Raw genomic sequence first — 12732 nt, forward strand, 5'->3', positions numbered from 1 at the left:
ATTTTTATAAAGATAGTGTAAAATTATCGTTAATTTATAATAATTATATTTTTTACTGATTTCCCAAAAAATGATTGTATATAAATAATTAAAAGCTGAAAAACTATATGATAAATAAATTAATAACGAAGTTAGGAAAACTTCGTTGGAAACTTAATCAGCATATCAAAATTTTATCTAATTTTAGATATTTTCTAAGAAGTAAAACTTTCAATTTTTTACTCAGTTTGACTGTTGGATTTATTGTTACTACCCTTGGAATTACAACAGACTGGGCAACAACGGAAACACCGACGCTTCCATACAAAACATCGTGGACAAGTAATTCTCTTGAGAGTACAAATCTGCTGGTACAAAACAATATTGAAACACCCACGCTTAACTACAAAACATCATGGATAGGTAACACTATTGGCAGTGGAAATCTGCGGGTACAAAATAATATTGAGGCAATGTATGTTGCACCTGATGGCACAGTTTATACCAACAGCCATTGGGATGAGGCGGGAATGGAAGCAGCCATATATAAAGATGGTAAGGTTATTGGTGCTATTGGCGATACTCACGGTTGGAGTCGTGGAGGTGGCATAGCTGTAACCGCAAATAGTAAATATATTTACCTTGCCATGACTCAGGGATCGAAGGGCAAAACCGATGAAGATTATCCCCCTGAAGGAACAGCTTGGCACTGCGTTAGACGCTATGATTTATCGGGAAAACCTGCACCGTTTCCTGAAGGGCGTGGCTGGGATAAAAGTATGTTAATTACCAGTACTAAAAGTGAAGTCACTGGATTAGCAACTGGAGGAAGCGAGTTGTATGTGAGCGATTTTGCTGCTAACCATATTCGTGTCTATGATACTGAAACGATGAAGGAATTACGCAGCTTTACTATTAACAATCCGGGAGCAATAACTATTGATTCACAAAAAAATCTGTGGATTATTCAAAGCAAAAATGGTAGTAAACCTGCCAAAATTTTACATTATTCCCAGAGTGGAAAGCAATTGCCCCAACAGATTGCAGATATCATTGAACCAACTGCGATCGCAATCGATCGTCAAGGTAAGCTGTTAGTGGCAGAAAATGGCCCGCGTCAGCAAATGTTGATTTATGACATCAAAGATCGGCCAGTGCAGACGGGTAGTTTTGGCTCTAAGGGTGGTATTTATACAGAAGTTGCTGGTGAAGTTCGAGATTTGAAGCTTTACGGGCTTACCGGAGTTGGTGCAGATGCTTCAGGTAATATCTATATAAATAGTAATGGTTTCAACAAATCGGGAACAGATTTACGGAAATTTTCGCCATCGGGAAAACTAATATGGCGATCGCTGGGATTGATATTCGTCGATAATGCAGATGCCGATCCTAAAACTGATGGTGTAGATTTATTCACCAAACAAGAACACTATCTCATGGATTACAGTAAGCCTGCTGGTAAGCAATGGACTTACAAAGCCTACACCTTAAATCCTTTCAAATATCCTCAAGATCCACGTTTGCATACATCGCCAGATGGAACATTTGTTCGCCGCATCAAAGGGAAGCCGTTTTTGTTTCTCACAGATATGTATAACAGCTTCCTGCAAATATATCGTTTTAATCCAGCCACAGATGGTAAAATCGCTATCCCAGCCGGAATGTTTGTCGGTAGCAATGGCGCAGACAAACCATTTCTCGCTGGAAATTGGCCGCCGAATCAACCACAAAAAGGGGAATGGATCTGGCGCGATCGCAACGGTAATGGCAAATTTGAAAAGAATGAATATGATACCAGCAAAGATTATCCCTATGTCGGCGGCTGGTGGGTAGACAGCAAAGGAGATGTTTGGAAAGCTTTGCGAACAGAAAATGGCATTCGCCACTATCCTTTACAGGGAATGGATGCTAAAGGCAATCCCATCTACAACTATAGTTCGGTGGAAAAGCAAACAACTCCCAACATATTTAACGACTTCCGGCGAATCGAATATTTCCCCGAAACAGATACTATGTATTTGTCAGGCTTCACAGTAGATCGCCCCGCATTCGGTGATGATACTGGAGTTGCTGGATCTGAGATTGCCCGTTTTGACAATTGGAGTAAAGGAAATCGTACTCCCAAGTGGCGAACTGTGATTCCCTACGACACCACCGGGAAACGTGAAGTATCTACAGCGGCCATAAGTGTGGCGGGCGATCGTGTATTTGCCGTGACAGTCAAAACCGCAGAGGTATATGTATATAATGCCAAGACGGGAGCGCAAGTACAACAGTTAAAACCAGGCCCAGAAGTTGGTAGCGAAAGTGGCTGGATTGATATACCCTATGGTATCCGCGCTTTTCGTCGTTCAAATGGTGAGTATCTGGTATTTGTGGAAGAAAATTGGAAAGGAAAAGTGATTGTGTATCGGCTGGCGGGGTGAGCATTTACAATTACTAATTCGTAATTCGTAATTCGTACAGAGGTAGAATTAAACTACCTCTTGTTGCTTTTGAGTTAGATACATTGCAATTCCTTTCTCATAATAAGCTGCTTCATTAATAAAAATAGGATAAACAGTAGACTCTCCCTCATAAAAAATATCTTTTCCTGCAAAAGTCACAAACATTGGATCGCCTGGATTCAAAGGTTCATAATCCCTAAACTGAAGTTGGGGATGAATCATAGCTTGAATCTCCCCGCGTAGACGCAGCCCGCCGTCGGCATCGCTTCTTGGATAATCGATCGTCTCAATGTATTCATAGAGTGTAAGCGTGTTGTTTGTCTGCGGAATACTACCTTGTTTGCACCCTTCAAAATAGTCTAAAATTGCATAAATAAGCTGCTCTGTTTGTTGAAATAATTCGGCGTTTAAGATATTCTGAGCCACAGCCCCAACTTCTATTACAAAACCCAATTCGCACAAAGAACGCAGAAAACCACCTTCTCTTGATTGTGGATTTACAAAAATCTTGACCATCGGATTTATCGAAGTTAAATAAGCACCCAAGCGAAGTAAAAAAGGATTCATATCACAAAAAATCAAACTTAACCCCATGTTGGCAGTTGTGCTGTGCAAATCAATAATTACATCTACAAAGGGCTGATTTTGCGGTTGCAGTATTTGTTGAAGTACTCTCGCCCGCGTATCTTCATAACTTGAGAGTTGGAGATTTTGTAAGCTTTGATTGGTGAAGCAACGGTTTAAATCCTTGTCAATATACCGTTTACCTTCTTCAATCGCTTTGAGATTACCAAGTAATGCCAGAGTTTCAAAACTTGCTCTGTTAATTAAATTTGGATATTGCTGAAATCTTTTAACTAGATGTACTCCTGTTAACTCATTACCGTGGTTTCCTCCAACGATCGCAACTCGTTCAATCTGACTCATAACAACCTCACTGGCTCCCCTACGGTTATTGAGAATGGTGCAAGATACAAGATAGAAGTATAACTGCTGCTGACTAAATCTTGTAAAAGACTGACGCGATGTCTACGACGGGCTACGCCTACGCTCCATATTTGAGCCAAAATGTGATAATTGTTAGCTTTAGCAGAAAAGGGGAAGAAATTTATGGAGTCTAATTTTCAAGGGATGCCTCCGACAAGCTACGCCTACGCTGAACTTTACAAAAACGCTCTCCTCAATGATGTCCTCCCATTTTGGGAAAAATATTCTCTCGATTGGGAGCAAGGCGGCTATTTCACTTGCCTCGATCGCGAAGGTAAAATTTACGATCCAGATAAATTCATCTGGCTGCAAAACCGCCAGGTGTGGACTTTTTCGATGCTTTATAACCAGCTAGAAAAACGCGAAAACTGGTTGAAAATTGCCAGTAATGGCGCTAACTTTCTCGCGAAACACGGCAGAGATAGTGATGGTAACTGGTACTTTGCCGTCACCCGTGAAGGGAAACCATTAGTTCAACCTTACAATATCTTCTCTGATTGCTTTGCAGCAATGGCATTTAGTAAATATGCACTCGCTAGCGGCGAAGAATGGGCAAAGGATGTGGCAATGCAGGCTTATAACAACGTATTACGCCGCAAAGATAATCCAAAAGGCAAATATAATAAAACCTATCCCAACACACGCCCGATGAAATCATTGGCTGTACCGATGATTTTAGCCAACCTGACTCTAGAAATGGAATGGCTGCTGCCAAAGGAAACACTAGAGAATGTCTTAGCTGAAACTGTCCGCGAAGTAATGACCGATTTTCTCGACCAAAAACGGGGACTAATGTCCGAAAATGTTGCCCCTGATGGTTCTCACATAGATTGTTTTGAGGGGCGGCTGATTAATCCAGGTCACGGTATCGAAGCTATGTGGTTTATTATGGATATCGCCCATCGCCAAAACGACACCAAAACTATTAACCAAGCTGTTGATGTGGTGTTAAACATCCTAAATTTTGCTTGGGATAGCGAGTACGGTGGATTGTATTACTTTATGGATGCAGACGGTCATCCCCCACAACAATTGGAATGGGATCAAAAACTGTGGTGGGTTCACCTAGAGTCTTTGGTTGCATTAGCGATGGGCTATCGCCTAACGGGGCGTGAGGTGTGTTGGGAATGGTATCAAAAAATGCACGATTACACTTGGTCACATTTTGCCGATGCAGAGTACGGTGAATGGTTTGGCTACCTGAATCGGCGTGGTGAAGTATTGTTAAACCTTAAAGGTGGCAAATGGAAAGGATGTTTTCACGTACCGCGTGCATTGTACCTTTGTTGGCAGCAATTTGAGGCATTGCGATCGCAGTTATGATTTTTATCTGAGCTAAAAATAAATATGAAATTACTGAGTTTTTAATAGCTTTTTAACAGTAAGCTTTAGCATAAATATTTCATTTAACTCGTGATTATACGGTTTATAAGAATTAATATTTAAAGTTACGATTTAATGTAGATGATGCAATAAAGTACTTTTATGTGTACCTAATTACATCATCATAAAATAGTTTGTTTTTAGTTTCTGTCAGCTCTTAGCACATTGAGAATAGTTGTCAGAGCATCTTCTGCCACAATTTATGAGGTGTGTTGTTTATTCTGCTAGCGATCGCTAGCAGAATTTTAAGCTAATAAACTTTCAGATTCTCTCAATAAGTACTCTTTCAGGCAAAAGCCTGAGCAGTGCTATGGCTAACTGGATAATCAAACCAAGTCGGTTAGAAGCCCGTTGTCTGTTGTCTATAATTAGGAACATTGAAATGAAATCAATTCTTGAGTTGATTGAGCAGAAGAACCGGGAATATGCCCAATTGCCGTTCTTCAAATATATGGAAGACGAGTCGATCGATCCCCGGCAGAGGCTGGCATTTGCACCCGTGATTGTTCCACTCGCACTGGAGTTCAGTGAGTTGTGCAAACGAGTTCTCAGAGATGAGCCAACGACTAATTACATTCAAGAGATGGTAAATCTGCACACCCATGAAGAACATTTCCACTGGCAATGGTTACTAGAAGACATGGAGAAAATGGGGATTGACTATCCCATGCGCTTCAGTGATGCGGTGCGATTCCTTTGGAGCGATGAAACTAAGATTTCCCGTTCCATGTTTCCGATCTTTGATCGGTATACTCGTGGGGCAGATCCCATCATCAGATTGGTTGCCATTGAGGTATCTGAGGTTACAGCCAATGTCTTTTTCCGTTCAACCATGTCTGCGGCCCTACAACTGCAAAAAATGACTCAAGCAGAGTTTCGTTACTTTGGTATGCGTCATAACCATATAGAAAATACCCACACTCTTCATACTCCCGCTTCTTTTCAAGTAATGAGAGAGATTGAAGTGTCTGAAGAGATTCGTCTAAAAGCACTTGAGTTGATTGATGTAGGGTTTGAGTATTTTACAGAGTTGATCGATGAGTTTTTGGTCTATATTAAGACCCATTCTTATCAACAACCCTTTGCTACAGTGTACCAACCAGAGCGATCGCTTGGCTTTTATGCTAGAAAGGATTAAAAACTCAGGCATTATTAAAAAATGCGAACAATTAAACATATCTAGATATTAATTGGCACTACATAGAAAAATCCCTCTTTTTCAATCAGTACTTTTTGCAGTCAGGAGTAATTTTAATGAACAGCTGCGTTTTGATGGCGGAAATTATTAACGAGCCGCAACTGCGCTACACAGGCGATAACTTGGGAGTTACGGAAATGCTGGTGCAGTTTCCCAATTCCTTGAAACCAGAAGATCCGCCAGCTACCCTAAAAGTTGTCGGTTGGGGGAATTTAGCGACAGAAATTCAGCAAAACTACCACCAAGGCGATCGCGTCATCCTGGTGGGACGTTTAGGTATGAATACTGTTCCGATGGAAGGTTTTAAAGAAAAACGTGCTGAATTGACGGTCCAACAGATTCAACCTGTTGGAGGTAGTTTTAATACAGATCCATTACCTTCTGCAACCGTAAATCAATCATTTGCTGAAACTACTCCCCGACAAGCATCTTCAGCATCTCGTCCTCCACAAAAAGAAGTTAACACTTACGAGTCACCACGTCCAGCGCCTACCCCGGCTGCAAATCCTGTTGGTGTTGCTCCCCAAACGACAAGTTACGAACCCGTACCTCAACCGACAAATTATGAGCGAACTACTTATCCAACAGTGAAAGAGGAAGAACCAGATCCAGATGATATTCCCTTCTAAAGTTAGTAGTTGAGCGTGTATTCAATTTGCTTACATACTTGGCAAAAAGCCAAATTAATAATTTTTACAAATAGCCATCCTAAAGGATGTGCTATTTTTTTGTCCGCGTTGGCGCTTTGCGTTTTGTCGTGAGACATCGCTTACCTACTCTTATTTCATCAATTCTCCATCTCAGCAAGCATAGTAAATTGTGTCTTTTCGTAGCAATATTTCTGAATCTATATAAGAAGCAATAGCTTAGTATAAGATATTATTTAGAATTTAAATGTGCGATCGCACATTTGGAGTGAGCATTTTATCTGGTCTGCGGATGGACTACTAATTGTTGGTTTGACACCTATTGGACGAGCGACCGTCACTGTATTAACCTTGAATCGGGAACGGATTATTAATATTCGTGCAGCTGATAAAGAAATCGGTCGGCATCCATCAATGGACGATCCAATCCAAAGGTAAAAACCAAATTTACTCACAGATACATCAAAACTATTGTTAAAATCCAAATAAATTTTAAGTTAGAATTCCTACCCGACTCCTATGAGAGAAACTGTCCTAGAGGTTCGCAATTTACAAGTTGAATTTCCCGGTGATGGCAACATTAACAGAGCTTTGGATGGTATTTCCTTTAGCCTACATCGAGGTGAAACTCTAGGAATAGTAGGAGAATCGGGGAGTGGTAAATCGGTGACAGCCTTAGCTGTAATGGGTTTGTTGCAAACTCCCGGTATAGTTACTGGCGGTGAAATCTGGTTTCGTCCGCAGCAGAATGGCAACCCCATCGATTTGGTGAAATTGCCTCCTGAGCAAATGCAGTTACACCGGGGTGGCGACATCGCCATGATTTTTCAAGAACCGATGAGTTCGCTCAATCCGGTTTATAACATTGGGTTTCAGCTAACAGAAGCGATTATGCGGCATCAAAATGTGTCAGCAGCCCAATCACGACAAATTGCGATCGCAGGTCTACAAGAGGTTAAACTTCTACCTAGCGATGAGGAGATCCAGCAGCAGTATATTGAAACTTCACCGAAACCAGAACCAGCAAAGTTGGCACAGTTGCTTAAAGAACACAAAGAAGCCATGCTGGAACGCTACCCTCATGAACTTTCTGGGGGACAGTTGCAACGGGTAATGATTGCAATGGCAATTTCTTGCAACCCATTAATCTTAATTGCCGATGAACCAACCACAGCTTTGGATGTGACGGTGCAAGCGACTATTTTGGACTTGTTGCGAGAATTGCAGCAAAGCCGTGATATGGCAATGATTTTTATCACCCACGACTTGGGGCTAATTTCCGAAATTGCTGACGAAGTAGCGGTGATGTATAAAGGCAAAGTTGTCGAATCTGGTACTTCTCGGCAAATTTTCAGCACACCTCAGCATCCATATACTAAAGGTTTGATAGCTTGTCGCCCTACACTTAACCGCCGTCCCCAAAAATTACTCACCGTTTCTGACTACATGAGTGCAGAAGAGACACCAACGGGACAAGTAATAATTCAGGCGAAGGAACCTGCACAACCCATAGATGTCACCACCGAAGAGATTGCTACAAGATTGGCAAACTTCAATGAAAAGGAACCTCTGCTGCAAATCCGTAATTTGAAAGTTGGTTTTCCAGTGCGCGGGGTGTTTGGTGGGACAAAACGCTACAATATGGCAGTGAATGGCGTTTCTTTTGATGTCAAACCAGGGGAAACACTAGGTTTGGTAGGAGAATCTGGTTGCGGTAAAACCACCCTTGGCAGAACCTTGCTGCGCTTAATTGAACCGATGAGTGGTCAGATTATCTTTGAGAAACAAGATATTACTAGCCTTAAAGGAGAACGGTTGCAAAAACTGCGGCGGGAAATGCAAATAGTTTTCCAAAATCCTTTTAGTTCTCTCGATCCCCGGATGAAGGTTGGGGATGCGGTGATGGAACCGTTGTTAATTCACTCCGTTGGCAAGACAAAACAACAACGACGACAACGAGTAACCGAACTCTTAGAACGGGTGGGGTTGAGTGCAGATGCAATTAACCGCTATCCGCATCAGTTTTCTGGCGGTCAACGCCAACGGATTTGCATAGCCCGTTCTTTGGCGTTAAATCCTAAGTTTATCATCTGTGATGAATCAGTTTCAGCACTGGATGTTTCAGTACAGGCGCAGGTATTAAATCTCCTCAAAGAATTACAGTCAGATTTTCAGCTTACTTATATTTTTATTTCTCACGATTTAAGTGTAGTGAAATTTATGAGCGATCGCATTTTAGTCATGAATCGCGGTCAAATTGTTGAAGAAGGCACAGCCGAAAGCATCTACCTGGAACCCAAAGAGGAATACACGCAAAAATTAATTGCTGCGATTCCTACTGGTAGTGCTGAACGGGTACGAAGTCGTCATCTACGAGCTTTATAGTTAAAGGAAGGTTATAAACCGCGTCTACATGAGGCAAAACCCACCTCTGTGTGGGGCATTTTAGTTGACTATCTCATTAAACGTGCTTCGTTGTACTGTTGAAAATGCGATCGCCCCATCCGACACTAAAGAATGCGATCGCTTCAATCAAAAAGCAGATGATATTATCCCAGTTGACTGCATGATATTCCAATACTGCGTAGGTTTTGCCTAAAAAATAAAAATGTGTAGGTTGGGTTGAGGAACGAAACCCAACATTTTTCGGGGTTTGTTGGGTAACGCATTGCCTCAACCCAACCTACGAATATTCAAAACCTACGCAGTATTGCATGATATTCCAATGAAAAATCAATTTTGTTCAAAGATAAATACAATTGAGACTGGTTTTTTAGTCTTTGGGTGACAGGGTTCTATTAATTTTACTAATTGGTAATTTCTCAGATGAAACTCAAGAATCCATGATTCGATTGTTCTGAAATACCAGGGAGCAGGATCAAACGCCTCCAATTGTATTCCTTGCCAGGAACTTTCCCGCCACCCATCAGAGTATGGAGAGTCACCACAAGCCATCAGAGGATGGAGTGTTTGAATGATTATTTTCCCCTTATCCTCTAACAAACTCTTACCTGCTTCAGCTATTTCTCCAATAGCGCGTTCTCCCAACAATGAAAAATTGCAGATGAAGCAGTCAAACTTGTTAATGCTGCCAAATTTCTGTGACGGAATATCTGAGTACGAAGATACAACAAAGCGGACATCACCAAAGCATCGTGCTGATTCAACAAGCTCGGCAATGCCATCAACTCCCCATCCATCAAACCCGCAACAGAATAGTTCACGGCATAACCACCCTTCACCACACCCGATGTCTAAGAACGTTCGCGGTTCAAGTTGAACTACGGCTTCTACAATCGCTCTGTCTGTGACTAAAGCGCGGCTCTCAAGAAGTTGGTCACGAATTACACGAGTCCACGGTTTGGCGTTCACTGCCCATGAATGGAGAATTCTTTGTTCATTTTTGTCCATAGCTCAACTGATAAAATTACGATCATTCCTCTAACAGTTAAAATTGAATTTGGTGAATTATAATCTTATTCCATCTCGTCAATCTTTAGATGTCTTTGCCCTGCACCTCTGTGGGTTACAAAGTTATTTTCAACAAATATTTTTACAAACAAAGTTAATTACATCTGCAAGTCCCGACTGAGTTTTTAAATTAGTAAAAATAAAAGGTTTTTCGCCGCGCATTTTTTTAGCATCTCGTTCCATCACGCTTAAATCTGCACCAACATAAGGTGCTAAATCTGTTTTATTAATCACCAACAAATCAGACTTGGTAATACCTGGCCCACCTTTGCGGGGAATTTTATCACCAGCTGCAACATCGATGACGTAAATTGTTAAATCTACCAATTCTGGACTAAAGGTAGCAGCCAAATTATCGCCACCACTTTCCAAAAATACCAAATTCAAATCGAGAAAACGTTCCTCTAACTGTTCAATTGCCGCCAAATTCATCGAAGCATCTTCGCGGATGGCAGTGTGAGGACAACCACCAGTTTCTACACCCAAAATGCGATCGCTTGTCAACGCCTGAGAACGCACTAAAAACTGAGCATCCTCCTGAGTATAGATATCATTCGTCACCACTGCAATCTGATACTGCTCGCGTAATGCCTTACACAAAGCATCCACTAAAGCCGTCTTCCCCGAACCCACTGGCCCAGCAACCCCTACTCTAAATGCGTTCATTGTTATTTGTCATTTGTCTTTGGTACATAGTTATTAGTCCTTAGTTTTTGACCAATTCCCAATTCCCTAACTTCTAAACAACCTTGTATACTGCGTTTCATGCTGCATACTCGCCAGCGACAAACCCCAACTACAACAGGCGAGTTCATCATCCTCCAACGCTAAAATTTCTAATGCAGCAACGCTAAATAATGGTTGTAAATCTAGCAATAACTGCTGTCCTGCTGTTTGTCCAAGGGGGATAAGTTTCACGCCAGCAGTAATTAAATTACTGGCCCAACTATGCAGATATCCGAGTAATGCGGCTTGGATACTGATTTGCCAATGGGCAACGGCAATACCAAAAGCGATCGCATAATTGCAAGGATTACCGACAGCATTGGCAATAGGTATAATCTGCGGTTCTAGTTTACCAAGTAATTGAATCAGCGATCGCCCCATCTGCCAACTAGAGGCGCGTAATTCTTCTGTTTCTCTAGCGGCGGATAACCACAGATTCCAACGGCAGAGCGACTCTACATCATTCATTTTTGCCGATTGCTGCGATCGTACCATCACCGCCGCCTCTAAGCGAATTGCCCCGTAGAGCAACTCTGCTTTTAACCAATCTTTGAGATTTGTCTGGTTAGCGATCGTACCATTTTCAACCAACATTTCCAAACCCTCAGAATAGCTATATGCTCCCACAGGTAAAGCGGGACTAGCCAACTGTAAAATACTCAAAAGATGGCTATCAGTGAGCATGATGGTGTTGTCCATAAGCTCCTAATTCTGGCTGAAATGGTAAAATTTCTTCTTTTATTTCTAACCCTAGTTGTTCTAACATCGCGCGTAAAACCGAATCTGAGGACAAGCGTAAATAAGTTGGGGTAATTTCTACAGGGACATGGCGATTTCCTAAATGGTATGCTGCGCGTAATAATAAAAGTGGTGTTTGGGCAAAGGCAGTTACTACTAATTCTGGTTTGGCAGTAATTCTGATTAAACTGTTATGGGTTTCTTCTTGCAGAATATCACCATCGTGTAAAACAGTTCCTCTGGGTAAATGTAAAAACACAACTTTACCATCTTCCGTTTCAAACCGATGACGGCTACGGGTACGTTCTTCTGCTGTCAGTGCCAGAGTAAAAGTAACTGCGGCATCTTCATTAGGTGCTTTAAGTTGGGTAAATGTTAGCATACAAAGTTTCCATTTAACTTCCACTTTTTATGATGATTTTAATTTAACTAATTACAAATCATCTTAATCTCCTAATATCATAATCTTTAATTACGAATTACGAATTATTTAGCTGCTTTGCCCGAAGAAAAGATAAAATTAAGCGAATAAAGGCAACCAGCCAAACGGGGACAATCATGAACCAAGCTATTGAGGGAGTACGCTGGACAATTCACGATTTAGAGGTTCTACCCGAAAATGAGTGGACACGCTATGAAATTATTAATGGAGAACTGTTTGTGACTCGCACTCCTCACCGCCGTCATCAACAAGTTTGTGTTAAAATTTCTCGACAACTCGATGTTTGGTCAGATTCGAGTGGTTTAGGGGAAACAATTGTGAATCCTGGAGTGATTTTTTCGCAAGCAGATAGCGTTATACCGGATGTAGTTTGGGTAAGTCGAGAACGACTGGCACAAATTGAAGATGAAGCGGGACATTTGACAGGCGCACCAGATTTAGTTGTAGAGGTTTTATCGCCTGGTAAACAAAATGAATTTCGAGATAAAGAAGCAAAACTGAAACTTTATTCAGTTCAAGGTGTGCGCGAGTATTGGATTGTCGATCGCTTTAATCAAAAAGTCGAAGTTTATCGGCGAGAAAAAGCACAATTAGTTTTAGTTGCTACTTTGTTAGGTGATGATGAAATAACATCACCACTTTTACCCGGATTTTGTTGTTCTATCCAGTTATTTTTTCCTGAATGACTAGTAGGGCACAGTGTAAATAAACTAA

At 41.4% G+C, this 12732-nt stretch carries 13 protein-coding genes; 8 read left to right on the forward strand and 5 right to left on the reverse strand.

Going from position 1 to position 12732, the window contains the following annotated elements; all coding sequences use genetic code 11:
* Positions 1–107: 107 nt before the first annotated feature.
* Positions 108–2405, forward strand: a complete 2298-nt coding sequence (locus tag CDG77_RS16110) for a hypothetical protein (protein ID WP_094330362.1) — start codon at positions 108–110, stop codon at positions 2403–2405.
* Between the two features lie 48 nt (positions 2406–2453).
* Here CDG77_RS16110 and CDG77_RS16115 read toward each other — a convergent pair whose 3' ends face one another.
* Entirely contained in the window at positions 2454–3353 is a 900-nt protein-coding gene (locus CDG77_RS16115; protein ID WP_094330363.1) for an aspartoacylase, read from the reverse strand.
* A gap of 183 nt (positions 3354–3536) precedes the next feature.
* Here CDG77_RS16115 and CDG77_RS16120 point away from each other — a divergent pair, with 183 nt between their 5' ends.
* The 6 genes from CDG77_RS16120 (at position 3537) to CDG77_RS38555 (ending at position 9240) form a co-directional block, all read left to right on the forward strand.
* Positions 3537–4736: an AGE family epimerase/isomerase gene (locus CDG77_RS16120; protein WP_094330364.1), complete on the forward strand. Its 1200-nt coding sequence runs from the start codon at positions 3537–3539 to the stop codon at positions 4734–4736.
* Between the two features lie 442 nt (positions 4737–5178).
* The gene (locus tag CDG77_RS16125; RefSeq protein ID WP_094330384.1) at positions 5179–5934 is read left to right on the forward strand and encodes a hypothetical protein; all 756 of its coding nucleotides are present in this window, start codon (positions 5179–5181) and stop codon (positions 5932–5934) included.
* A gap of 116 nt (positions 5935–6050) precedes the next feature.
* Complete coding sequence (locus tag CDG77_RS16130; RefSeq protein WP_094330365.1) at positions 6051–6623, forward strand: single-stranded DNA-binding protein; 573 nt, start codon at positions 6051–6053, stop codon at positions 6621–6623.
* A gap of 267 nt (positions 6624–6890) precedes the next feature.
* Positions 6891–7079 carry a hypothetical protein gene (locus CDG77_RS16135; RefSeq protein WP_308737814.1) on the forward strand — a complete coding sequence of 63 codons (189 nt, stop codon included), beginning with the start codon at positions 6891–6893 and terminating at the stop codon, positions 7077–7079.
* A gap of 81 nt (positions 7080–7160) precedes the next feature.
* On the forward strand, positions 7161–9026 hold the full coding sequence (locus CDG77_RS16140) for an ABC transporter ATP-binding protein (RefSeq protein WP_094330366.1): 1866 nt from the start codon (positions 7161–7163) through the stop codon (positions 9024–9026).
* A gap of 82 nt (positions 9027–9108) precedes the next feature.
* Complete coding sequence (locus tag CDG77_RS38555) at positions 9109–9240, forward strand: hypothetical protein (protein ID WP_262985161.1); 132 nt, start codon at positions 9109–9111, stop codon at positions 9238–9240.
* Between the two features lie 134 nt (positions 9241–9374).
* On the opposite strand, the gene CDG77_RS16145 is transcribed toward CDG77_RS38555, so the two are convergent.
* The 4 genes from CDG77_RS16145 to ureE form a co-directional block, all read right to left on the reverse strand.
* Positions 9375–10052: a class I SAM-dependent methyltransferase gene (locus tag CDG77_RS16145; RefSeq protein ID WP_094330367.1), complete on the reverse strand. Its 678-nt coding sequence runs from the start codon at positions 10050–10052 to the stop codon at positions 9375–9377.
* A 129-nt stretch (positions 10053–10181) separates the two neighbouring features.
* Positions 10182–10778 carry an urease accessory protein UreG gene (ureG, locus tag CDG77_RS16150; RefSeq protein ID WP_094330368.1) on the reverse strand — a complete coding sequence of 199 codons (597 nt, stop codon included), beginning with the start codon at positions 10776–10778 and terminating at the stop codon, positions 10182–10184.
* Positions 10779–10844: 66 nt separating this feature from the next.
* Positions 10845–11537, reverse strand: a complete 693-nt coding sequence (locus CDG77_RS16155) for an urease accessory protein UreF (protein WP_094330369.1) — start codon at positions 11535–11537, stop codon at positions 10845–10847.
* Positions 11512–11958, reverse strand: coding sequence for an urease accessory protein UreE (ureE, locus tag CDG77_RS16160; RefSeq protein ID WP_094330370.1), 447 nt, complete (start codon positions 11956–11958; stop codon positions 11512–11514). The genes CDG77_RS16155 and ureE overlap by 26 nt, the downstream gene beginning before the upstream one ends.
* Positions 11959–12134: 176 nt before the next feature.
* Here ureE and CDG77_RS16165 point away from each other — a divergent pair, with 176 nt between their 5' ends.
* Positions 12135–12704, forward strand: a complete 570-nt coding sequence (locus CDG77_RS16165; RefSeq protein ID WP_094330371.1) for a Uma2 family endonuclease — start codon at positions 12135–12137, stop codon at positions 12702–12704.
* The last annotated feature ends 28 nt before the right edge of the window (positions 12705–12732 follow it).

This window comes from Nostoc sp. 'Peltigera membranacea cyanobiont' 213, assembly GCF_002245975.1.
Classification (GTDB): domain Bacteria; phylum Cyanobacteriota; class Cyanobacteriia; order Cyanobacteriales; family Nostocaceae; genus Nostoc.

Excerpts from the sequence above, each read along its gene's own strand:
- CDG77_RS16120 (WP_094330364.1), top strand. The coding sequence starts at position 3,537 with ATGGAGTCTAATTTTCAAGGGATGCCTCCGACAAGCTACGCCTACGCT.
- CDG77_RS16140 (WP_094330366.1), top strand. The coding sequence starts at position 7,161 with ATGAGAGAAACTGTCCTAGAGGTTCGCAATTTACAAGTTGAATTTCCC.
- ureE (WP_094330370.1), bottom strand. The coding sequence starts at position 11,958 with ATGCTAACATTTACCCAACTTAAAGCACCTAATGAAGATGCCGCAGTT.
- CDG77_RS16125 (WP_094330384.1), top strand. The coding sequence starts at position 5,179 with ATGAAATCAATTCTTGAGTTGATTGAGCAGAAGAACCGGGAATATGCC.
- ureG (WP_094330368.1), bottom strand. The coding sequence starts at position 10,778 with ATGAACGCATTTAGAGTAGGGGTTGCTGGGCCAGTGGGTTCGGGGAAG.
- CDG77_RS16165 (WP_094330371.1), top strand. The coding sequence starts at position 12,135 with ATGAACCAAGCTATTGAGGGAGTACGCTGGACAATTCACGATTTAGAG.
- CDG77_RS16130 (WP_094330365.1), top strand. The coding sequence starts at position 6,051 with ATGAACAGCTGCGTTTTGATGGCGGAAATTATTAACGAGCCGCAACTG.
- CDG77_RS16115 (WP_094330363.1), bottom strand. The coding sequence starts at position 3,353 with ATGAGTCAGATTGAACGAGTTGCGATCGTTGGAGGAAACCACGGTAAT.
- CDG77_RS16155 (WP_094330369.1), bottom strand. The coding sequence starts at position 11,537 with ATGGACAACACCATCATGCTCACTGATAGCCATCTTTTGAGTATTTTA.
- CDG77_RS16145 (WP_094330367.1), bottom strand. The coding sequence starts at position 10,052 with ATGGACAAAAATGAACAAAGAATTCTCCATTCATGGGCAGTGAACGCC.
- CDG77_RS16110 (WP_094330362.1), top strand. The coding sequence starts at position 108 with ATGATAAATAAATTAATAACGAAGTTAGGAAAACTTCGTTGGAAACTT.